Origin of the sequence: Kordiimonas marina, assembly GCF_023006325.1 — a bacterium.
Classification (GTDB): Bacteria; Pseudomonadota; Alphaproteobacteria; order Sphingomonadales; family Kordiimonadaceae; genus Kordiimonas; species Kordiimonas marina.
In genome coordinates, this window is the sequence record NZ_JAINDF010000002.1 from 388,229 (window position 1) to 407,919 (window position 19,691).

General features: G+C 58.2%; 22 protein-coding genes and 1 tRNA gene. 5 read left to right on the forward strand and 18 right to left on the reverse strand.

Going from position 1 to position 19,691, the window contains the following annotated elements; translation table 11 throughout:
- Positions 1 to 431 precede the first annotated feature (431 nt).
- Entirely contained in the window at positions 432 to 650 is a 219-nt protein-coding gene (locus K6118_RS04980) for a hypothetical protein (RefSeq protein ID WP_247119118.1), read from the reverse strand.
- 156 nt (positions 651 to 806) lie between these two features.
- Entirely contained in the window at positions 807 to 1,667 is an 861-nt protein-coding gene (gluQRS, locus tag K6118_RS04985; protein ID WP_247119119.1) for a tRNA glutamyl-Q(34) synthetase GluQRS, read from the reverse strand.
- Positions 1,668 to 1,947: 280 nt separating this feature from the next.
- On the opposite strand from gluQRS, the gene K6118_RS04990 reads away from it, so the two are divergent.
- Complete coding sequence (locus tag K6118_RS04990) at positions 1,948 to 2,523, forward strand: HNH endonuclease (protein WP_247119120.1); 576 nt, start codon at positions 1,948 to 1,950, stop codon at positions 2,521 to 2,523.
- 15 nt (positions 2,524 to 2,538) lie between these two features.
- On the opposite strand, the gene K6118_RS04995 is transcribed toward K6118_RS04990, so the two are convergent.
- Positions 2,539 to 3,117 carry a DUF7010 family protein gene (locus K6118_RS04995; RefSeq protein WP_247119121.1) on the reverse strand — a complete coding sequence of 193 codons (579 nt, stop codon included), beginning with the start codon at positions 3,115 to 3,117 and terminating at the stop codon, positions 2,539 to 2,541.
- A gap of 188 nt (positions 3,118 to 3,305) precedes the next feature.
- Here K6118_RS04995 and K6118_RS05000 point away from each other — a divergent pair, with 188 nt between their 5' ends.
- On the forward strand, positions 3,306 to 3,797 hold the full coding sequence (locus tag K6118_RS05000; RefSeq protein ID WP_247119122.1) for a hypothetical protein: 492 nt from the start codon (positions 3,306 to 3,308) through the stop codon (positions 3,795 to 3,797).
- Between the two features lie 78 nt (positions 3,798 to 3,875).
- Here K6118_RS05000 and K6118_RS05005 read toward each other — a convergent pair whose 3' ends face one another.
- From K6118_RS05005 to K6118_RS05015, 3 genes are read right to left on the reverse strand one after another with little or no spacing between them, the layout of a single operon-like run.
- Positions 3,876 to 4,481 carry a demethoxyubiquinone hydroxylase family protein gene (locus tag K6118_RS05005; protein WP_247119123.1) on the reverse strand — a complete coding sequence of 202 codons (606 nt, stop codon included), beginning with the start codon at positions 4,479 to 4,481 and terminating at the stop codon, positions 3,876 to 3,878.
- A gap of 4 nt (positions 4,482 to 4,485) precedes the next feature.
- On the reverse strand, positions 4,486 to 4,968 hold the full coding sequence (locus K6118_RS05010) for a disulfide bond formation protein B (protein WP_247119124.1): 483 nt from the start codon (positions 4,966 to 4,968) through the stop codon (positions 4,486 to 4,488).
- A 4-nt stretch (positions 4,969 to 4,972) separates the two neighbouring features.
- Positions 4,973 to 5,554: a YqaA family protein gene (locus K6118_RS05015; RefSeq protein ID WP_247119125.1), complete on the reverse strand. Its 582-nt coding sequence runs from the start codon at positions 5,552 to 5,554 to the stop codon at positions 4,973 to 4,975.
- 122 nt (positions 5,555 to 5,676) lie between these two features.
- Between K6118_RS05015 and K6118_RS05020 the strand changes: the two genes are divergently transcribed.
- Positions 5,677 to 5,761 (forward strand) — tRNA-Leu (locus tag K6118_RS05020).
- 178 nt (positions 5,762 to 5,939) lie between these two features.
- Positions 5,940 to 6,701, forward strand: a complete 762-nt coding sequence (locus tag K6118_RS05025) for a sulfotransferase family protein (RefSeq protein ID WP_247119126.1) — start codon at positions 5,940 to 5,942, stop codon at positions 6,699 to 6,701.
- A gap of 125 nt (positions 6,702 to 6,826) precedes the next feature.
- On the opposite strand, the gene K6118_RS05030 is transcribed toward K6118_RS05025, so the two are convergent.
- Positions 6,827 to 7,564: a hypothetical protein gene (locus tag K6118_RS05030; protein ID WP_247119127.1), complete on the reverse strand. Its 738-nt coding sequence runs from the start codon at positions 7,562 to 7,564 to the stop codon at positions 6,827 to 6,829.
- Positions 7,565 to 7,729: 165 nt separating this feature from the next.
- Between K6118_RS05030 and K6118_RS05035 the strand changes: the two genes are divergently transcribed.
- Positions 7,730 to 9,019 (forward strand): serine hydrolase domain-containing protein, encoded by a 1,290-nt coding sequence (locus K6118_RS05035; RefSeq protein WP_247119128.1) that lies wholly within the window; start codon positions 7,730 to 7,732, stop codon positions 9,017 to 9,019.
- A 76-nt stretch (positions 9,020 to 9,095) separates the two neighbouring features.
- Here K6118_RS05035 and K6118_RS05040 read toward each other — a convergent pair whose 3' ends face one another.
- From K6118_RS05040 to pabB, 11 genes are all read right to left on the reverse strand, one after another.
- Positions 9,096 to 9,509 carry an ExbD/TolR family protein gene (locus tag K6118_RS05040; protein WP_247119129.1) on the reverse strand — a complete coding sequence of 138 codons (414 nt, stop codon included), beginning with the start codon at positions 9,507 to 9,509 and terminating at the stop codon, positions 9,096 to 9,098.
- Positions 9,510 to 9,518: 9 nt separating this feature from the next.
- Entirely contained in the window at positions 9,519 to 10,130 is a 612-nt protein-coding gene (locus K6118_RS05045) for an energy transducer TonB (protein WP_247119130.1), read from the reverse strand.
- 257 nt (positions 10,131 to 10,387) lie between these two features.
- Positions 10,388 to 11,740 (reverse strand): tetratricopeptide repeat protein, encoded by a 1,353-nt coding sequence (locus K6118_RS05050; protein WP_247119131.1) that lies wholly within the window; start codon positions 11,738 to 11,740, stop codon positions 10,388 to 10,390.
- Positions 11,741 to 11,744: 4 nt separating this feature from the next.
- Positions 11,745 to 12,365, reverse strand: a complete 621-nt coding sequence (locus tag K6118_RS05055) for an energy transducer TonB (RefSeq protein ID WP_247119132.1) — start codon at positions 12,363 to 12,365, stop codon at positions 11,745 to 11,747.
- Positions 12,365 to 12,766, reverse strand: coding sequence for an ExbD/TolR family protein (locus K6118_RS05060; protein ID WP_281500646.1), 402 nt, complete (start codon positions 12,764 to 12,766; stop codon positions 12,365 to 12,367). Before K6118_RS05060 ends, K6118_RS05055 begins: the two co-directional genes overlap by 1 nt.
- A gap of 66 nt (positions 12,767 to 12,832) precedes the next feature.
- Positions 12,833 to 13,252, reverse strand: coding sequence for an ExbD/TolR family protein (locus tag K6118_RS05065; RefSeq protein ID WP_247119134.1), 420 nt, complete (start codon positions 13,250 to 13,252; stop codon positions 12,833 to 12,835).
- A 20-nt stretch (positions 13,253 to 13,272) separates the two neighbouring features.
- The gene (locus tag K6118_RS05070) at positions 13,273 to 13,800 is read right to left on the reverse strand and encodes a MotA/TolQ/ExbB proton channel family protein (protein WP_247119135.1); all 528 of its coding nucleotides are present in this window, start codon (positions 13,798 to 13,800) and stop codon (positions 13,273 to 13,275) included.
- On the reverse strand, positions 13,787 to 15,151 hold the full coding sequence (locus tag K6118_RS05075; RefSeq protein WP_247119136.1) for a MotA/TolQ/ExbB proton channel family protein: 1,365 nt from the start codon (positions 15,149 to 15,151) through the stop codon (positions 13,787 to 13,789). Before K6118_RS05075 ends, K6118_RS05070 begins: the two co-directional genes overlap by 14 nt.
- Before the next feature lies 1 nt (position 15,152).
- Positions 15,153 to 15,926: a DUF3450 domain-containing protein gene (locus K6118_RS05080; protein WP_247119137.1), complete on the reverse strand. Its 774-nt coding sequence runs from the start codon at positions 15,924 to 15,926 to the stop codon at positions 15,153 to 15,155.
- Between the two features lie 967 nt (positions 15,927 to 16,893).
- On the reverse strand, positions 16,894 to 17,775 hold the full coding sequence (locus K6118_RS05085; RefSeq protein WP_247119138.1) for a fumarylacetoacetate hydrolase family protein: 882 nt from the start codon (positions 17,773 to 17,775) through the stop codon (positions 16,894 to 16,896).
- 12 nt (positions 17,776 to 17,787) lie between these two features.
- Positions 17,788 to 19,632 (reverse strand): aminodeoxychorismate synthase component I, encoded by a 1,845-nt coding sequence (gene pabB / locus K6118_RS05090; RefSeq protein ID WP_247119139.1) that lies wholly within the window; start codon positions 19,630 to 19,632, stop codon positions 17,788 to 17,790.
- Positions 19,633 to 19,691 lie beyond the last annotated feature (59 nt).

Sequence of the window (19,691 nt, forward strand, 5' to 3'; positions counted from 1 at the left end):
CGAAGGAACCGCCAGTATGGGGGTCGTCATGGGAACCGCTGTCATGCGTTTCAGTCACGGCGCGTTAAGACGGCAGTTCTCCGTAAAAAGAAATTCTCACAAGATGCCCCCCCCAAAATACGGCATACCGGTCTTTTCTGTCCGGTTTACCGTCAGGCTGGTCCCCTCAGCCTGTTATGTTCGAAATTGAAATGTCCTGTGCGGCGAAATACAAATTGGCCGTACTAAATTCAGACATTCGGCTAAAATCTTTTCTTTGCTACGGGTAGTCTTTTCGCAAGTCAATATTGCATTTAGGCTGACAGATATTTTTCTGTCCGTGATCTTCCGTAATTTAAACTATGGTTTATTTTTGTGAGGATGCTTCCCGGGTGTTTGATTGACGGAAGAGGGCCGCTGTCAGCAAGGCCCGCATCCACATCTATTTCCCCCTAGAACACGAAATCAGCCTGGCTGATGAGACTGATGTCGATACTAACGAGGATGATGGTATTACCGCTGCCGTGATCGATCAGCACAATGCCACCCAACAGGCTATCGGCATTGCTGTCCCCTATGAGCGTGTCATTGCCGTCGCCGCCAATCAGAGTGTCGCCATTGTTGCTGGCATTAAGCCCGTCGTCTCCGTTGGTGCCCACAATTGTGGCCATCGGTCAGTCCCCCATCAAACGTAACAAAACAGTCTTAAAAGAATCGAGCATTATTGCAGCACGGCCTGCGCGTGCTTTGTAGTCAATAACCGGTTGTGGCTATGGCGCGCGGGGGAGGATGTGTTGCCGATACAACAGGACTTGCCTCTTCTGGCGTTACGCGCTGAGGAGCTGGGCCTTGAGGTCCTCAGGCGTCATGCCGTGCATGCGCATGTCGGCGAGGGTGACGGAGAGGTTGCGTTTGGCGAAGCGCTGGCCGTGCTCGTCAAGCAGCAGGCCATGGTGGTGGTAGATGGGGGTCTTCAGGCCCAGAAGGCGCTGCAGGACCACATGGATGTGGGTGGCGTGGAACAGGTCTTCGCCGCGGATGATGTGGCTGATGCCCTGAAGCGCGTCATCGGTGACGACCGAGAGATGATAGCTCGTCGGCGTGTCCTTGCGGGCGAGCACGATATCACCCAGCGTTTCCGGTTCTGCCGTCACGGTGCCTTTCAACTCATCCTTCCATGTGAGCGGCTCCCCGATGTGCGTGAGCGCGGCGGCGAGGTCGAGCCGCCAGGCGTAGGCCTTGCCGCTCGCCATCAGGGCCTCCCTTTCATCCGCCGAGCGGTGACGGCAGGTGCCGGGGTAGAGCGCCCCGTCCGGGCCATGCGGGGCTGAGGGCGCGCGGGCGATCTCAGCCGCGATCTCCTTGCGGGTGCAGAAGCAGGGGTAGATGACGCCCATGGCTTTGAGCCGGTCAAGCGCGGCCTCATAGTCGGCGAAATGCTCGCTCTGGCGCCGGACCGGGGTCTCCCACGTCAGCCCGAGCCAGGCCAGGTCCTCGTAAATCCCTTCGATATAGTCTTCCCGGCAGCGAACGGTATCGATGTCCTCGATGCGCAGAAGGAAGCGGCCATTTTCTTCGCGTGCGCGGGCATAAGCCAGAAGCGCCGAATAGGCATGGCCCTTATGGAGCCTGCCTGTCGGGCTGGGCGCGAAGCGGGTGACGAAGGTGTCTGGCCGGTCTGTGGTCATGCCTGTGGTCATTACTGGGGTCATGGGCGGAGAGTAGAGAATCCCGGTCCAGATGAAAACAGGAATGATGCCTGTCCCAGGTGTGGCGCACGGGACTCACTTGCCGCCCAAAAGCACTGCCCCGGACCCCGTGCACATACAATATAAGGCTTTGTCATCAAGGCGTAACACTGTATCTTGATTTTCAGACGTGTCGGAGTAGTGCCTCATGTGGCGGGCCGACCCTATCGTCGGCCTCCTACCCGGCGCGGTTGTTGAGAACCAGAACGGGGGATGGACTATGGGTGTGAATTTTACACCCCACTTGCCTTCGCCGGACAGTTGCCCGGCCCTTGTGCTGAACGCCGATTTCAGGCCGCTCAGCTATTACCCACTCAGTGTCTGGAACTGGCAGACGGCGCTTAAAGCCGTGTTCCTGGACCGGGTCAGCATCTTGTCTGTCTATGACCGGCAGGTGCATTCACCGTCAACGGCGGTCAGTCTGCCCAGTGTGATTGCCCTCAAGAAATATGTGCGCCAGCCGCGCTACCCGGCCTTCACCCGCTTCAACCTGTTCCTGCGCGACCAATTCACCTGCCAATATTGCGGTTCGACCGAGGATTTGACATTTGACCATGTCATCCCGCGCTCGCAAGGGGGCAGAACATGCTGGAGCAATATCTCCGCCGCGTGCGCGCCCTGTAACCTGAAGAAGGGCGGGCGAACGCCGGAAGAAGCCCACATGCAGCCCGCGCGCTGGCCCTACAGGCCCACGAACCACGAGCTGCACGAGAACGGACGTCATTTCCCGCCAAACTATCTGCATGAAAGTTGGCGGGATTTTCTTTATTGGGACACCGAGCTCGAGAAAGGCTGAGGCGGCTATGCCTGCCTATGCTGCTGCTTCGGTTTGCTGGGGCAGCGCGCGCCAGCGCCTGTTCAGCACTACCAGCGAAACCAGATAGACCGCGACGATCACCGCCGGGATGACGGTAAAGCGGTGGTCGGGGACCAGATACCAAGCCGCCAGCACGAGCGCCGTGCGGCTGAAGGTGTGGAACAGCCCGACCCAGTGGCCGATGATCCAGCTGACCGGCACCCACATGAGCCCCGTGAGGATACCGAGCGACAGCGGCAGCGACGTCGGGTCCTGCAGCTGGAACGGGATCGCGACCGCGAACACCAGAAGCGCCATCAGGTTGCCGAGCAGGAACAGCGTGTCGAACGTGTTCTTCGGTCTCGACTTGTCGAAAAAATACTCGCCGGTGAAGCGGGATATTAGAAGCCCCAGGTAAAAGATGCAGCCGGTACCGATATAGAAGGTGAGCACGGCCCAGGGTGTGGGCAGGAAGGCCCCGGCCACGCCCAGCGCGGTCCAGACGATGGTGCCGGCAAGCGGTGTGGCAATCAGGCGGCGGTTCTTGAACTCTTCACGCTGCATCTCGAGCGTGCGGGTGGTTTCCGTCGTCACGTTTTCCTCACTGTCTTTTATGCGTTTTGGCGCTGGCCCCCCGCCATGCGCCTTTAGCCTATCTTGGGTGTTTGGGGGCGGGGTCAAGAGGGGAAGGCACGGAATATGAGACTTCAGCGAAGGGTTTGCGCCTTGTGTCTCGTAGCACTCGTTGGGTGACAGGGTGCTATGATCCAGGAGGCTAGACCATGACGACAATCAGTGGCGTACAGGGAGGCGGGCATTTCGGCCCACCGCCAGGGAAGGCGCTGACAGACGACCAGAAAAAGCAGATCAGCGATATCCTTTCCAATTATGACCCCAGCAAGCTGACGAAGGACGATGCGAAAGCAATCGTCAGCCAGCTGCAGGATGCCGGTATCCAACCGGGCAAGGGCTTTGCCGAGGCCTTCAAGGCCGCGGGCTTCGATGCGAAGGCCGTGGGGGAGAAAGCCGGGCTCAAGCCGCCTAAAGGCGGTCCGGGTGGCCCGGGCGGTCCAGGTGGTCTCGGCGGAGCGGGGCAAGGCGGCGGTCTCAATGCCAAGGGTTTGCAGACCCTGAAGGATGTGCTGTCGAACTATGACCTTTCGAACCTGAGCGCGGATGACGAAAAATCGATCGTCGAGGCGCTTAAGGGGGCCGGGCTATTGGGTGAGCAGGGTGAAAGCGAAAACGGCGGTCTTGTATCCGTCAAAGCGTAAGCGGTGTTCACATCTCTAAAGGAAAAGGGCGGCCATGACGGTCGCCCTTTTTCATCGCTGCTTTAGCGTGCGGTAGCGTCAGACGCGTTTGGCGAGCCAGATGGCAGCACGGCACCCGGCCTTGATGGCGCCTGAAAGGATCGGATAGCCCGGGGTGTCCTCAGCACCGTTTTCGAGCGCGATTTCCTTGTGCTCGACCTCTTCAGCCTGGAAGGTCTTGATCATGCCTTCCAGTTCCGGGTCGGCGCCATCCAGCGTGTCCAGCTGGCTCTGGTAATGTTCGTCGATCACTTCCTCGACCGCGGCGGTGCAGGCCATGGCGGCTTTTTCACCCATCAGCGCGGTGGCGGCGCCGAGCGCGAAACCGGCCACGTCCCAGAAGGGCGACAGCGCGGTCGGACGTACGCCACGCTTGTTCATAAGCTTGTTGAAACGGTCGAGATGGACCTCTTCCTGCGCGTGCATGTGGCGCAGCATCCCGGCCATCGGGTGGCGCTCACCCAGCACAGCGCGCTGGCCCGAATAGATGCGCACGGCGCCGAACTCACCGGCATGGTCAACCCGGACCATGCGCTCGGTCAGCACAGTAACATCCCGGTCGCCGGGCAGCGGGCGCGCGGGCGCGGTCTTCTCGGTTACCGCCGGGTAGATGTCGGTTTCAGCTTTTGCTGCAGCTTTTGCCATGGCGTCAGCCCTTTCTGCTTCTGATCAGGCTGAAGAGCGCGAGCCCCAAAGCCACGATGAAATTATAGCCTGCCATGGAAATTCCGAAAAGGGACCATGCGATTTCGTCGCACCGGACCAAGGGTGCGTTCATGATCGCCTTCAGGGCTTCGGCGGGGTCGTCGCTCAAAAGCCCGGAGGCGGTGCATTCGGTCGGTCCCTGCCACCATTTCTGTTCAACGCCGACATGGTAGGCGGCAATGCCCGCATCCGCGAGGAACAGGAGGCCGAGGAGGATGAGCACCGGCTTCACCGGCGCCTTGATGAAATGGGCGATGAAGGCGATGGGGATGATCGCCATATAGGGATAGCGCTGCAGCCAGCACAGGTCACACGGCGCGTAGCCTGCAGCCTGGAACCCATAAGCCGAGCCGAGGATCACAAGCGCGGCCAGCCCGGCGAACAGGACAGGCTGGCGGTTGGGCATGGACATGAGGGTGCTGGGCATGGGTCTATCCGATATATTTGAGCGCGACAAAGCCGCCGATGATACCGGCGACGACAAGCGATATCACGAGGCCGAGCCGTTTTTCGATAAAGCTGCGGATCGGCTCACCGTACCGCCACAACAGTCCTGCGACCAGATAGAATCGTGATGCGCGCGCCGGGATGCAGGTCAGGAAAAACAGTACGGGGTTCAGCCCTGCCACGCCGCTCGCGATGGTGAAGACCTTGAACGGGATCGGCGTGAAGCCGGCGATGAGGATGATCAGAATGCCATAGTCGGCATAATAGCTCTTGAAGGTGTCGAACTGCGTCTCAAGGCCATAGAAGGCGATGATCGGCTGCGCCACGGCTTCATAGAGGAAGGCCCCGATGAGATAGCCGAAGACCGCGCCGATGACCGAGCCGATGAGCGCGAGGGTCGCCAGCCGCCAGGCGCGTTTGCGGTCCGCCAGGATCATCGGGATCATCAGGATATCCGGCGGGATCGGGAAGAAGCTCGCCTCGGCAAAGGCAAGGCCCATGAGCCAGCGTTCGCCTTTGGGGCTTGAAACTTTGGTCATGGTCCAGTCATAGAGGCGCCTGATCATACGGGGCGGGTCCTTGTTGTTATGGTTTCCTTCCTTAGCAACGGGCCGGGGTGATTACAATCTTGCTCGCGTGCTTTTTACAGGCTATATGATGCGCCACGTCAAATGACGTCAGCCTCAGGGCCCCTGTGGCGGAACTGGTAGACGCGCCGGATTCAAAATCCGGTTCTTTCGGGAGTGTCGGTTCGAGTCCGACCGGGGGCACCATTCACCTTCTTTATATCGGTATCCGCATCCGCGCAGGCGCTGGGCCGCTGACCCCGGCGGCAGTCTTGCCGCTCAGCAAGGGACGGCCTATGGTGGCCTGGGCCGCCTCATCGGCATTGTCAACCGGCCCGGTTGAGCGGTGGGCGGTTAAGGTGACGCAGCGGGAAGGGACCCGGTAGTGAACTTGTTTTTCTGCACATGTGCACAGCGGTCGGGTTCGACGCTTTTAACGCGGATTCTCGATAGTCACAGCAGGATTGCCGCACCGTTCGAAATTCCGATGGCGGGCTATTATCTCAATACGTCCGACCAGAATGTCGGGCTCGACAAGATCATCAAGATCAGCAAACTGATCGGCGTGCCGCCCACGCTCGCGCTGGATGACCCCAAGCGGTTTTTCGCGGCCATCCTGGCCCATGAGGGCAAGGAGACCCTGGTGGTGAAGGAGCCGACCAACACCCGGCATCTGCCGCGCATCTTCATGGACTTCGGCGACGTGCCGCTCATCCATATTGTCCGGGACGTGCGACAGGTTGGCCAGAGCGAGGCGCTCATACGCGCCTATGGCTCGGCCAAGAGGGCGATGATGCTGTGGCTCCAGTACAATCTGGATGCGGTCAAGTATCACAGCTATTTCAGCCGTGCCTATCTGATGCATTATGAAGCGCTTACGGCCCGGCCGGAGCAGACCATCAAGGACCTGGTGACATACATGGGGCATGAGTTCGAACCCGCCATGCTGGACTATTGGCTCCATGACCATTCGGACGACAAGCTGACGCTGTGGGACGGCATGAAGCCGAGCGAAACCGAATGGGCACGTGACCTCTATCAGGGCAAGATTGCAGCCAAGGTTCGTGAGCCCTCAGCCGAAGTTCTGGAAATCTACGAGACCACGCCACAAATGCGCTCGGTGAACGAACGGTTCGGCTACCGTTAACGCCCGGTCTGCCTTGCCGGCTTCAAAATCCGGTTCTTTCGGGCGTGCCGGTTCGAGCCCGGCCTGCCCCCAGCTTTTTTTGATAGCAGTGGGCAAACAGCACGCTTTAGTTGGCGTGATGAGGCCTATTTATCATTGGCGGCAGTCACTTTGTTTACCACCGTTTCCACCTCTGTCAGCATGCCCTTAATGGTATCCGCATTCTCATAGAGACGGTATGAAGTGACCGCCACAAGGTGATGTTGAACGACGGCAAAGCCCATCATCGACGCCATACGCCCCTGTTTGCTTCCCATTTGGACCTGGGTTATCAGGGCGGCAAAGACGCCTTTGTCTGTTTTCTTGAGAAGAGAGGGAGTGCTCCCTTTAATGTCTACCGGTATGGATTTGGTATCAGCGGTAAGCTGGTCGATAGCAGACTGTACCTTATCGGTCGCTTGATCATAGTCGACATGAACGCCGTTTGTGAACTGTTCGGCGATACCGCTAAGCACCTGAGATTTAGGGAGCGTTTGCAGCGCCTTGGCTTCAGTTGGGTCGACGGGGGGTGCAAACATCATCATCATCCGCTTCATCATGACGATTTGACCGATACGGAGCTTTGACAGTGAGTCACAGTCAATAAAGGCACCGAGGAGGGTCCCGCTTTCTGCCGTGACACGTTTCTGAAAATCCAGCCAGCGTTGATCGAAGCGGTATTGCGGGTCAGCCTGGCAATAGCCGGGTTGCAGCTCGAAGGACAGGGTGGTTTCGCCGAAAGGAAGCTGGAAGGTTTCAGCACTCGCAGCTTCCGCGATGCATAAGGTAAATAGAAGTGTGGTCCACACGAGAGCAAGGCGCTTAACGGACGTGGTGAAATTCATAATGGTGTCCCTGATAAAATAGTCCCCGGAGATGACCGTATAAGGTCCCCTTCCCGTATCTCAAGAATTTTCGCAATGAGGGGTGGAGAAATATCGGAGGCAATTTGCCTGCCCGCCCGGATAGGCTATCTTAAGCTGCAAGAAGCCAAGACTGGGAGGTGGAATATGGCGCTGTTGCGGATTTTGCTGGTGTGCGTGGTGTGGCTCGGCGTGGCCACGCAAGGAACGGTGGCGGACCCATTGCCGCGCGCGCGGCCGGGGGCTGAAGGGGTATCGGTCGCCAAACTTGCCGCGCTCGATGCACATTTCCAGGCCTATGTGGATAAGGGAATGCTGGCAGGTGCCACCACGCTCGTGGCCCGCCACGGCAAGGTCATCCATTTCGCTCATTATGGTATGCTGAACAAGGCTGCGGGCGTGCCGATGACGGACGATGCCATCTTCCGCATCTATTCGATGACCAAGCCGATCACCGGTGTCGCCCTGATGATGCTTTATGAAGAGGGGCGCTTCAAACTCAGCGATCCGGTTTCCAAATACCTGCCTGAGTTCGCCCATGCCCGCGTTTATAAAGCCACGGACAAGGACGGCACAGTGGAAACCGTGGCCGCCGACCGGCCGATTACTATCCTCGACCTGATGCGCCACACGGCGGGGCTGACCTACGGCGTGTTCGGCAACACGCCGGTGGATAAGCTGTACCGCGCGAACGGCGTGACCGACTTCAACCAGACGCTGGGCCAGTGGACCAAGAAGATCGCGGCCGAACCGCTTCTGTACCAGCCGGGCAAACGCTGGGTTTATTCTTTCGCAGTCGATGTGCAGGGGCGGCTCGTTGAGGTGCTTTCCGGCATGACGCTCGACCAGTTTTTCAAGAAGCGGATCTTTGAGCCCCTGGGGATGAAGGATACCGGCTTTGCCGCCACCGGCGACCGGGCGGCGCGCCTGGCGGAGATTTACGCGGTCGACGCCAAAACACACGCGCTCGCGGCTTACCGCGGCAATCTCTATCAGGATTTCACCAAACAGCCGGTGCTGTTCTCCGGCGGGGGCGGGCTCGTCTCCACCGCGGCTGATTATTGGCGCTTCTGTCAGATGCTCCTGAACGGGGGTGAGCTGAATGGCGTACGGCTTCTGAAGCCCGCAACCGTGCGGCTGATGGCCACCAACCATCTGCCCGAAGGGCTCAAGGGCATCCACGAAGGCAAGGCGGGCCTCGGCTTCGGGCTCGACTTTGCGGTGGTGAAGGACCCGGGCAAGCAGGGGCACGGCGCGCGGAAGGGCGAATTTTTCTGGGGCGGCATGGCCAACACCATTTTCTGGATCGACCCGAAAAGCGACCTGATTGCCATCATGATGACCAACGTGTTGCCGAGCGATGTGTACCCGCTTCGGGACGATATGCGCCAATATGTCTATGACGCCCTGGAGCCGGCCACCGCGACGGCCCGCTGAGCCCTCAAAGGGTGCGCATGAAGAAAGGGCGGTCCCTGTGGGGGGCCGCCCTTTCTTCATGCGCTTTCAAGCCGTCTTACTTGATGTTGACGGCGATGTGCCCAGGCTTGATGCCGGCCTTGCGGGCTTCGTCATAGAGCCGAACCACCATGTCGGTGTGGGCGGCCGGGTCGGCGACGATCAGCACAGGCGCCTTGGGCCGGGCCGTGCTTTCGGCCTTGACGATGGCGCCGACCGAGAAGGGGGCGATCAGCTGGCCGTTATGGAACAGCCGGTTGCCCGCATCGATGCGGAAGCCGATCGGCTCCATGGGGGAGACCGGGCCGGTAAGCGGACGGCTGAGGTCGGGCGTGAGGCCGGTCGCGCGGACGAAACTCGCCGTTACCACAAAGAAGATCAGCATGATGAAGACGACATCCAGCATCGGGGTGAGGTCGGGGCCTTGCTTCAGGGCATGGGCCCGGGCCATACGGGGCAGGGTGCGTGTCATGGCAGCCTCCTACTTGTCATCGCCGAGGGTGAAGGTCATGCGGTAGCGCACGCCGGTCGAGCGGACGGCATGGCCGTCGACCACCTTGGGCTTGTATTTGAACTTGCTGACGGCACTCAGGCTCGCGTGCTCGAAATAGCCTTTGGGCTGAGCGTCGATAATGACCGGGTTCTCGACCTGGCCGTCGGCATTGACCGCGAATTCAACGACGGCCCAGCCTTCAATACCGCGTTCGAGCGCCCGGCGCGGATATTGCGGCTCAACCCGGACGATGGGGATTTTCTCGCCGTCAACCATGCCAAGGTCGATCCGGTCCGTTGACTTGGGGAGACTGGGGGCGACCGGGGGGATGCCGGTAGGGATGTGGGTCCCGGTTTCCGTACGAGGCGGGAAGTGCGTCTTGGTCTCTGGCGGTTTGACCTGTTTCGGCCTGTCGACGCGGGTGCGTTCGTGGACCGGCTTGTCGGGCTGCTGTGTTAAAACAAAATCGATCGGCACATAGGGCTTGGGTTCCTTGATGTCGATGACATTCGAGGCGACCAGCGCCTGCATCAGATAGAAAAGCCCGAAGGTCATGCCGGTCGCGGCAGCGGTGATTGGCAGTGTGCGTCCAGTAGTCATTTAACCCCTCCATGTATTGTTACAACATAACAATATCACCGAATAGGCATTATGAAAAGTGATAACGTAACAATGTAGATTGTGCCTATAGATAGGGACTGACGGGAGGCGAGGGACGGTCTGCCGTGACCAAGAGCCTGTCAGGCTTTAAGGGGCGTGCGGACGATGCGGGGAAAACGAATAGGTGAGGGGCTATCCCTCAAAATAAAAACGGCGCCGGAAGGGCGCCGTTTTCAGTGTTTTCATGAAGCCAGCACTTAGCCGGTCAGCATCTTTTCACGAGCTTCTTCCGCCTTCAGGTAGTTCTGCCACTGACGGACGGTATTCTTGTCCTTCTTGTCTTTGGCAAGTTTGGCGGCAGTGTCGAACTCCTTGTGGGCGTCCGCAAACTGCTTGAGCTCGGTATAAGCGGTGCCACGCTGCATCAGTGCAGTGAGACGCTTGTGGCCAGCTTTGGTGGACTTGTCGTTCTTCAGGCTATCAAGAACCTGACCAAACGAGTTGATCGCATCCTTATAATGGTCAAGCTGCATCTGGATCTGGCCGATCTGCATCCAGAGTTCCACATCGGACTCCAGCTTGGCAGATTCGGTCATCGGCGCAATCGCCTTGGCCCATTCGTTAGCCATCATATAGCACTGACCCAGAAGGCGCAGGTTTTTGGCGTTTCTTTCGACCCGCTTTTCCTTGAATGCCTTCTCCATGATCCAGGCACACTTGATCGGTGCACCGCGGACGATCTGGATCTGGGCGACGTTCACCAGCTGGGCCGGCTTGTCGTCCAGGAAGCCTTGTTTATACGCGGCTTCGGTCAGAGCGTAGGACGTGGTCTCGTCCCCGAGTTCCTGGTAAACAGCGGCAAGCTGCTGCCAGTAACGGGGCTTCGGCCAGTTGATCAGCAAAGTCTCCAGCACGTCGCGTACCTTTTTGAACTCACCGAGTTCCCAGTAAGCGGACAGTGCCAGCTGGTACCATTGCTCTTTCACTTCGACGAGGTCGGTCGCTTGCGCCTGCTTGATGGCCTTATTGATATATTCAATACAGGTCTTGAAGTCGTTACGCGTGTAATAGAGCTGCGAGATGAAGACCAAGTTGCTGACGCTGATCAGCGTCGGGTCAACCTGGCTCTGCCACTCTTTTACGTAAGCGAGCGATTTGTCGTAGTTTTCGATGCTGTAATACAGTTGGGCCAGGCCGTAGATGATGTTGGTCTCCAGCGCAACCGGGATGCTTTCCCGATATTGCAGGATCTTCTCATACGCGGCGATGGTACCCTTGGTATCATCTTCATCGTAGGCGATCATGGCGCGTAACTGCCACGTAATGGCGCGCTCATAATCGTTTAGGTGTTTGCGCTCAAGGACCTCACCAAGAATTTTATTGGCGGTTACATAGTCCTTGGCATCCATAGCTTCCTGCGCCTTCTGGATATGCTTGTGCGTCTCCAGGGACATTGCAGGAACCTTACGGGTTTTGGCTTGCGAGATGGCGCTCGGCTGCTTGTCTTGCGACGCGTAAGCCGCACCACCGCTGGATGCGGGCAGCATAGCGAGGACCGCTGCTGCTGCCACTGCCATCGGCAGGGATTTGATGGTTTTGATCATCTTCATGACATTACTTCCCATCATCCAGGTTAAAGGTGAAACGATACTTCACACCCGTAACCGCCTGCGGTTTGCCATTCACAACCTTCGGCTTGTATTTGAACTTCTCTGCAGCGCGGGTGGCTGCACGTTCAAAATAACCCTTGGGCTGCGCGTCGAGGATGACGATGGAATCCGGCGGGACAGTCCCGTCTTCACTCACCGTCAGGGACACGATCACGTACCCTTCGATCCCCCGTTCCTGAGCCCGGCGCGGATACTGCGGCTGCACGCGAACGAGCGGCAGATAGTCACCATCCTGGCTGGGACCAAGGTCGATGGAGCCAAGGTCTACACCCGTCCCCTGATTGGCGCGGCCAATCGAGAGGTTCAGTTTATTCGGGCCTTGGACCTGGACCTTCGGGGTTTCGATCTCCGGCGGGGGTGCTTCCACCTCCGGCGGCTTCTCTACTTTCCGCTCCAGATGCTGGGGCGGCTGGTCTTTGATGTTTTGAACAACATCGATGAACCGCAGCTGCTTTTCCTCGTTAAGTTTGACGTCATCGAATGTCACCAGGTTCTGCATGATAAAAAACAGACCAAAGGTAACTAACGTCGAGGCAACAAGTGCGGATCCGTAACGAGTAATCATCAGATTTTCTCCGCAGCTATGGCTATTTTTTCAACGCCGGCAGCGCGCACGGCGTCGTAGACTTTCATAACCAGCCCGGCCTTCGATTTTTTGTCAGCCTGGATCGCCACCGACCCTTTCGGGTTTTCCGCATGAAGCTTTTCGATGGCCGTACGGACACCTGCAAGCTCCACCTTATGGCGGTTGATCCAAATCTCGTCATTGGGCCGAACCGCAACCAGGATACTCACCTGGCGCTGAATAACAGCTGTATGCGCTTCTGGCTCAATAACCGAGACACCGGCTTCCTTCACGAAGACCGCGGTCACGATGAAGAAGATCAGCATGATGAACACGACATCCAGCATGGGTGTCAGGTCAATCTCTGCTTCATCACCTTGTTTTTGTGCGTGGTCTCGCATCACTTTCTCCACTGTGCCCCTATGCGGGGCATCGCCCTGAAGGGCGGGGGCTTGCCCCCACCAAGGTTATTTCTTGGGCGTTAAAACGATCTTGTCGCGCGGGATTCCAATATCGATAGCTGCGTCGTAAATACGAACTGACAGCCCTGTATAGGAACCCGAGGCGGCCTGAATCACGACCGGAGCCTTAGGGCGTTCGACACTTTCTTTCTTGATGATCGACTCCACCGACGAGATGTCGATGGACCGGAATTCATGGAAGATCCGGTTGTTGTCATCAATGATGAAAGCGATCGCACGCTTGTCGTCATCCGGGGGCGGGGACTGATCATTAGCTTGATTGTCCTCCGGCTTATTGATCTCAAGACCGGACTCTTTCACGAAAGTCGCGGTAACGATGAAGAAGATGAGCATGATAAACACAACGTCGAGCATCGGCGTCAGGTTTACTTCAGCTTCTTCCGTTTCCTTTGCGAATTTACGCATTGGTTAAACTCCAATCCGGTCTAGTGGTCCGTGGTCAGGCTGTCTTCAAGCCGTTCCGATTCACGTTGAGCGCGGCGTTCGATATAGGTGCTCAGGAACAGTCCGGAGAGGGCTGCAACCATACCGGCCATGGTCGGAATAGTTGCTTTGGATACCCCGGCTGCCATGGCGCGAGCGTTCGAAGAACCCTGCGTCGCCATAACCTGGAACACTTCAATCATCCCCGTCACGGTACCGAGAAGGCCAACCAGCGGGCACAGTGCGACCAAGGTCTTGATCGTGCCGATGTTTTGGCTCAGCTCGGTGTTGATTTCGGAAATCATGGCTTCACGAATTTTGTGTGCATACCAGGATTTCCGCTCCGGACGGGACTCCCACGCGTCGATGACGCGGTTCTTCTGCTTGCGGTACTCCAGCGTGAAGTACCAAAGACGCTCGACGATCAGCACCCACATGATGAAGGTGACCGCAAGGATCATGAAGAGGACGTTACCGCCCCGCTCCATGAACGCTTGGATCGCGTTGAATGCGTCATTAAGCGCCAGCATGTCCGTGCTCTTTCTCCGCATGAACGGCAATGATGCCAGCGGACTGCTCTTCAAGAACATGGATGACCGACTTGGACGTGCCAGCAACAAAGCTGTGCAGCAGCAGAGTCGGGATCGCGACGACAAGACCTTCAACCGTGGTCATCAGTGCTGCCGAAATACCGGACGCCATCATGGACGGGTCACCGGTACCGAAGAGCGTGATAGCCTGGAAGGTTTGGATCATACCAGTAACCGTACCGAGCAGACCGAAGAGCGGTGCAACGGCGGAGATCAGCTTGATCATGGTCAGGAAGCGTTCAAGAGCCGGCGTTTCCTTGAGGATGGCTTCGTCGAGTTTAAGCTCGAGCGTTTCCACGTCGACAGATTTGTTCGCCTGATAAACAGCCAGAACACGACCCAGCGGGTTGTTGGTGTTAGCAACATCCGTGCGCATCTGCTTCTTCACCTTGCCGTTGACAAGGGTGAGGTAGGTCCACTGAACGACAGCGAACAGAACTGCGAAGAAGCCGAGAACCAGGGTTACGTAACCAATGAAGCCACCCTGAGCCAGGTATTCCGGCAGGGTCGGTTTTTGGATTTCCAGGTTCAGGAGCTGACCACGCGACGGGTCGATGCCGAGCGGGGCAACGCCGGAGGTAGCCTTCTGGAAGTCAGCAACAGTGCCGGTGAAACGGCTGGAGGGCTGGCGCTGCAGCTCTTCAATCGTGCCATCGTCTTTCAGGATGTAGTATTTGCCGTTACCAACCACTTCGAAGTCACCAACGCGGGTCAGTTTAACGGATTCCATGTTGCCCTCTTTGGTGCGGACTTCATGGTTGAAAGTAACAACCTGGCCAGAACCGATCATTTCGGTGATCATCTGGGTCGGCCAAGCGCGGATTTCGTCAATGGTCGGCAGTTCGCCGGAGTCGGATGCTTTAGCAACGAGAGTATCGATGCCTTTCATGCGGTCCGGGGTGTCGACGGTAACGTAGGAGCTCTTGATGGTTGCTTTGGCGTCGCCTGCAGCCTGCTGGAGAACACCGAACAGCTCTTGCAGCTGACCAAGACGGTCACGCTGTACGTCAAGCTGGCGGGTGATTTCAGCTTCGTTGGCACGACGGGTGCCTTCAAGACGGGTCGATTCGCGCTCAAGACGGGCTTCGGTCTGATGCTCTTCTTCAAGCATCTTGGCCTGCTCGGACTTGCGCTTCAGGAACTCAGCTTCGCGAGCTTTGTGCTCAGCTGATTCGGAAACACGGCCTTCGCGAACCTTCATCAGGAGCGAGTTGAGGTCTGCAGACTGGGCGTGGGCCATGGTGGACGCGCCGAGAATCAGAACAGCAGCGGAGGTAAGGATCTTTTTCATATTATTTCTCCTTCGGCGCTTCGATCGGCAAGACCAGGACGTTCAGCGGAACCTGGTGACGGGCCATTTTGATCAGCTGCTTAACCGAGGTAGCGAACTCGTCTTTGCGTTCCCAGCTCTTGGTGTCGCGGTTCCAGACGTCAGTCTCTTTGCCGTCTTTGGTCTGGTAGTAGAAACCAACGCGACCGATACGAACGAAGTTGACCGAACGGCCATCATCAATCGTGCCCTCGTAGGTGTTAAGCGTGCGGCCGTAGGAGACCTCAGCTTTGTATGCGTCAAGAACAACGCGGAAGCGCTCAGGGTCGCTTACGTTCGGGTTGTCCATTGCCTCTTTCAGCTTTTCGATACGGTCTTCCCGTTCTTTAAGCTGGAAGGGGATGTCCGCATGGACGAAGTCGTCGAGGTTGGCGATCATCTCAAGCATCAGAGGTGTAATCTGGCGCTTGATTTCGTCAATCCGACCGATCGAGTTTTTGATCTTCTCGATCTCTTCTTCCTGCTTTTTGATCACGCGGTTCTGCTGAGCGTTGTACGCGCGCAGACCTGCATTGGTCTTCAGGACTCCTTTGTATTCGGCAAACAGTTTAGCGGTTGCGTCGGCAACAGAGTCGATTTTCTTCTGCGACGCTTGCGCGATTTTGTTGGCCTGGTTCACCTCGTCGACGATCGACTTCAGGCGAGCATCCTGTGCGTTAGCAGCAGTTGCACCCAGAAGGATCGAGGCAACCGCGGCCGTCGAGACAGCTATCCGTTTCACTTTAGCCTTATCCATTTTCTGCCCACATGGGTTTTAACAAAGCTACAGCCTGACCCTTCAGGAAGGGGCTGACTGCAGCGGATTAAACCTTGCAAAGATGTGGTGCCGTATCTGGCTCCAAACCCTTACCCTTTTTAAAATTGGGAGCAAGCCGACGTCAAATCATGGACCGAACAACAAGTTGCCCGGTTGATATGCGTCGTATCAGAAGGCTTTCCCGTACCTCTCCCAATTGTGCCGACCGCCTCACGGATTTGCTCCGCTTATGCTGCCTCCTTTATTCACCCCGTATGAGGTGCCAGGAGATCTAGTATTATGTCCTCTCCAACCGCGATGGGTCGGGGGGAGGGTTGAGACGGGCGGTCCGGCTCGGGGCCTATCATCCAAGAATCTTCTACGATTCCAAGCAAAAATTTTACTTTTCGTGTTTCAGCCCCTCTCCCAACATAATTTTAACACTTAAACCCGGGTCCGTTTCCGGCGGATGGGTATGTGATAATGTAACTGAGCCATTGAAGAGTCAATGACTTACCCCCGACTGATCGCCGATGACGCGTAAGTTTAGACCGGGAAGCGGGAAAAGACCGCATGCTGTAACCTTGGTTTACTCTGATCAGCGCCTGACGCTACGTCCACGCTGCATTTCCATCAGAGCGGTCACAACGCCGTGCCACTGATTCTCTGTACTGACCTGGATTGCGGCCTCAAGCCCCATGTGGCTCGAAAGCCTTTGGGCCAGCGCTCGGGTATGAGCGGAAATGCTGCCGTTATCGGCATCAGCCTGCATATTGATGGAGGATGACTCAGAAGATGAGCGCATTGAGTGATGAAACCCTCGACTACCAGAAACGATTCACCCGCAGCCAGCCGCTCCGGGTTGAACCAGATTAAAGGGCACATCTAAAAAACGGGTTAACGGGGTCGTCAATTACGCGCTTAATTTTAGAGGGAATAGCGACAGAAGTTTATCTGTCTCCTCGCGCTACCGGACGCCGTTTGCGCGCATGGCGACGGTCATGCTGAGCGAATCAAGCCCTTCGATTTGCACCTCCACCGTTTCACCGGCTTCTAAAAAGCGGGGTGGTTTACGGCCGGCGCCGACACCGGCAGGCGTGCCGGTGAGGATAATGTCCCCCGGCTGCAGCTCGGTCACGCTGCTGAGGACCGCGATGACGGTGGCGATGGGGAAGGTCATGTCTGCCGTCGTGCCGTTCTGCATCATCTCGCCCTCTACCAGGGTCTTGAGCGTGAGCGCCTGCGGCTCGGGTATCTCCCCGGCGGGGACGATGGTGGGGCCCATGGCGCCGGACCGGTCGACATTCTTGCCGAGGGTAAACTGGCTGGTCCGTTTCTGGATGCGGCGCAGTGAGCCATCATTGGTGGCGGTATAGCCAAAGACATGGTCGAGCGCCTGGGCTTCGTCAATCTGTGCGCCGGGCTTGCCGATGACCACGGTCAGTTCGCCTTCAAAATCGAAGCTCGATTCGCCGGCCGGATATTCGATCGTACCTTCGTGGCCGACGAAGGAGGACGGGAAGCGGATGAATATATCGGGCGCGACCGGGCCATCCGTCGCCATGCCCATTTCCTTCGCGTGGTCGGCATAGTTTTTCCCGACGCAGAAGATCCGGCTTTTGGCCGACAGGGGCGGGGCATAGCGTGTGCCCGCCATTGGCTGCCAGGGCGCGGATGCCGCGGCCGCGCAAAAATCCGCCCATGTGGTGCCGTGCTCTGTAAGCCAGGCGAGGAAGTCTGCCATGTCCGCGGGTGCCTCACGGTTCACCGCGCCAACCGGGACAAAGCGGTCACCGTCAACAAGGCTCAGATGAGGGGTGCCGGCTGATTCGATCATGCCCAGGCGCATGGCGGGGTCTCCTTATATTATGGCGTCTGCCGCCAGGGTTACCGCACGCAGGCCCCTGAGGCTGTTTCCGATATATATAGCGTCGGCGGCGAGAAGGTCATCCCGTGAAATCGTCCGTTCCGTGATTCCCGGGCTATGACTTTCCAGAAGCTCGGCCCGCAACACCCCCGGCAGCAGCCCTGCGGACAGGGGCGGGGTGAACCATTTCCCGTCCTTCACAATAAAGACATTGCTGATCGCGCCTTCGGTCAGTTCATCCCTATCATTGAAGAACAGGATGTCGGCATAGCCCGCGGCGTGCGCGCGGGCGAAGGCAGCGTCATAAAGGCTACGGTTCGTGGTCTTGTGAAACAGGAACGGGTCCGAGGGGTTGGTCCGCTCGGCGGCCAAGCAGACGCGTGGTGGTTCCGGGGAATCTGCAGTGTCGGGAAGCGGGGCGGAACTCACCCCTGGTGTGCCGTCCTGGCTGAGCGTCAGGCGGACACGCAAACGGTTGTGGTCCGCGTCATGGGCCACATGGTCGGCAAGGGCCTGGCGGATAGCCGCCTCATTATAAGGAATATCGAAATAGTCAGCGCTGTCCTGAAGGCGCGCCAGGTGGCGGTCCAGCCGGATGAACCCTTTGCCGGGTTCATGGCCCAATGTTTCGATCAGGGAAAACACGGGGGCAGTGGCCTGGGCGAACCGTGCCTTCAGCAGGCATTCGTCATACTCCCCTTCGGCGTCTGAGTCGGCGACAACGCCGCTGCCGATGCTGAGGCGGCCCTTGCCGTCTTTATCCAGTATCAGGGTGCGGATCGGCACATTGAGGCACCAGTCAGAGCCGTTCCCGGGGGCTTCCGCCGGGCTGAAATGGCCGATGGCACCGCAATAAACCCCGCGGGGTGCTGCTTCCAGTTCGGCGATGATTTCCATCGCCCGCACCTTGGGGGCGCCGGTGACGGACCCGCACGGGAACAGCGCGCGTAACAGCGCGGACGGCATCAGCCCTTCGGCGCATTCGGCGCTGATGGGCGATGTCATCTGGTGAAGGGTGCGGTAGCGCTCGACCTCGAACAGGCGGTCGACCTTGACACTGCCAGGCAGGGCGAGACGGCTGAGGTCATTGCGAATCAGGTCGACAATCATCAGGTTTTCGGCCTGGGACTTTTCATCGGCGGCCAGATCAGAGGCGATCGCTTCGTCTTCAGCTGTTGTCCGCCCGCGCGGGGCTGTGCCTTTCATCGGCCTTGCCACAAGCCGGTTGCCATCCCGCCTTATGAACAGTTCGGGGGATAGCGACAGCACCTGGGTCTCACCCGTATCGATCAGGGCACCGTAGGCCACGGGCTGGCTCACCCTCAGCCTGGCATAAAGCGCTGCGACGTCGCCATGCAGGCGGCACGGCAGGGGGAAGGTATGGTTGACCTGATACACATCGCCGGCCTCGATGTAGGCATGTATCTGCGCGAGCGCGTCCAGATACGCTTCCCGGGTTTGAGCCGGGGTGCCGAAATCGAGGGTGGTATCCGTGTGGGGGTCAGTTTGCAGAAACTGTGCAAGCCCATCTTGGTCCAGCATGTCCCGGTGGCGGGTGGCGATCAGCCAGATCAATGGCTCATCCGCTTGATGACGGATCGCGGCGGCGAGCCTGGGTTCAAACGCGGCGGCACATTCATACGCGATCCACCCAGCGACATGGAGGCCCGCTGCCAGGGCGGCATCAAGCCGTTCAAGCGCCATGGGAATGTCTGCGCGTGTGCGGGCAACTATAATGTCTTCGGGGGAATGGAACAGCATGGTCCGTCCGCCCCGGTGCACCGGGCGGCTGTCGTCCAGAAGGACATAGGGTACATGTCTGCCGGATGGTGTGGTCACCGAACTGGAACTCCATTTCCCGGGGGGCGAGCTTATGGCCTGCCGTATCGGCAGACCTT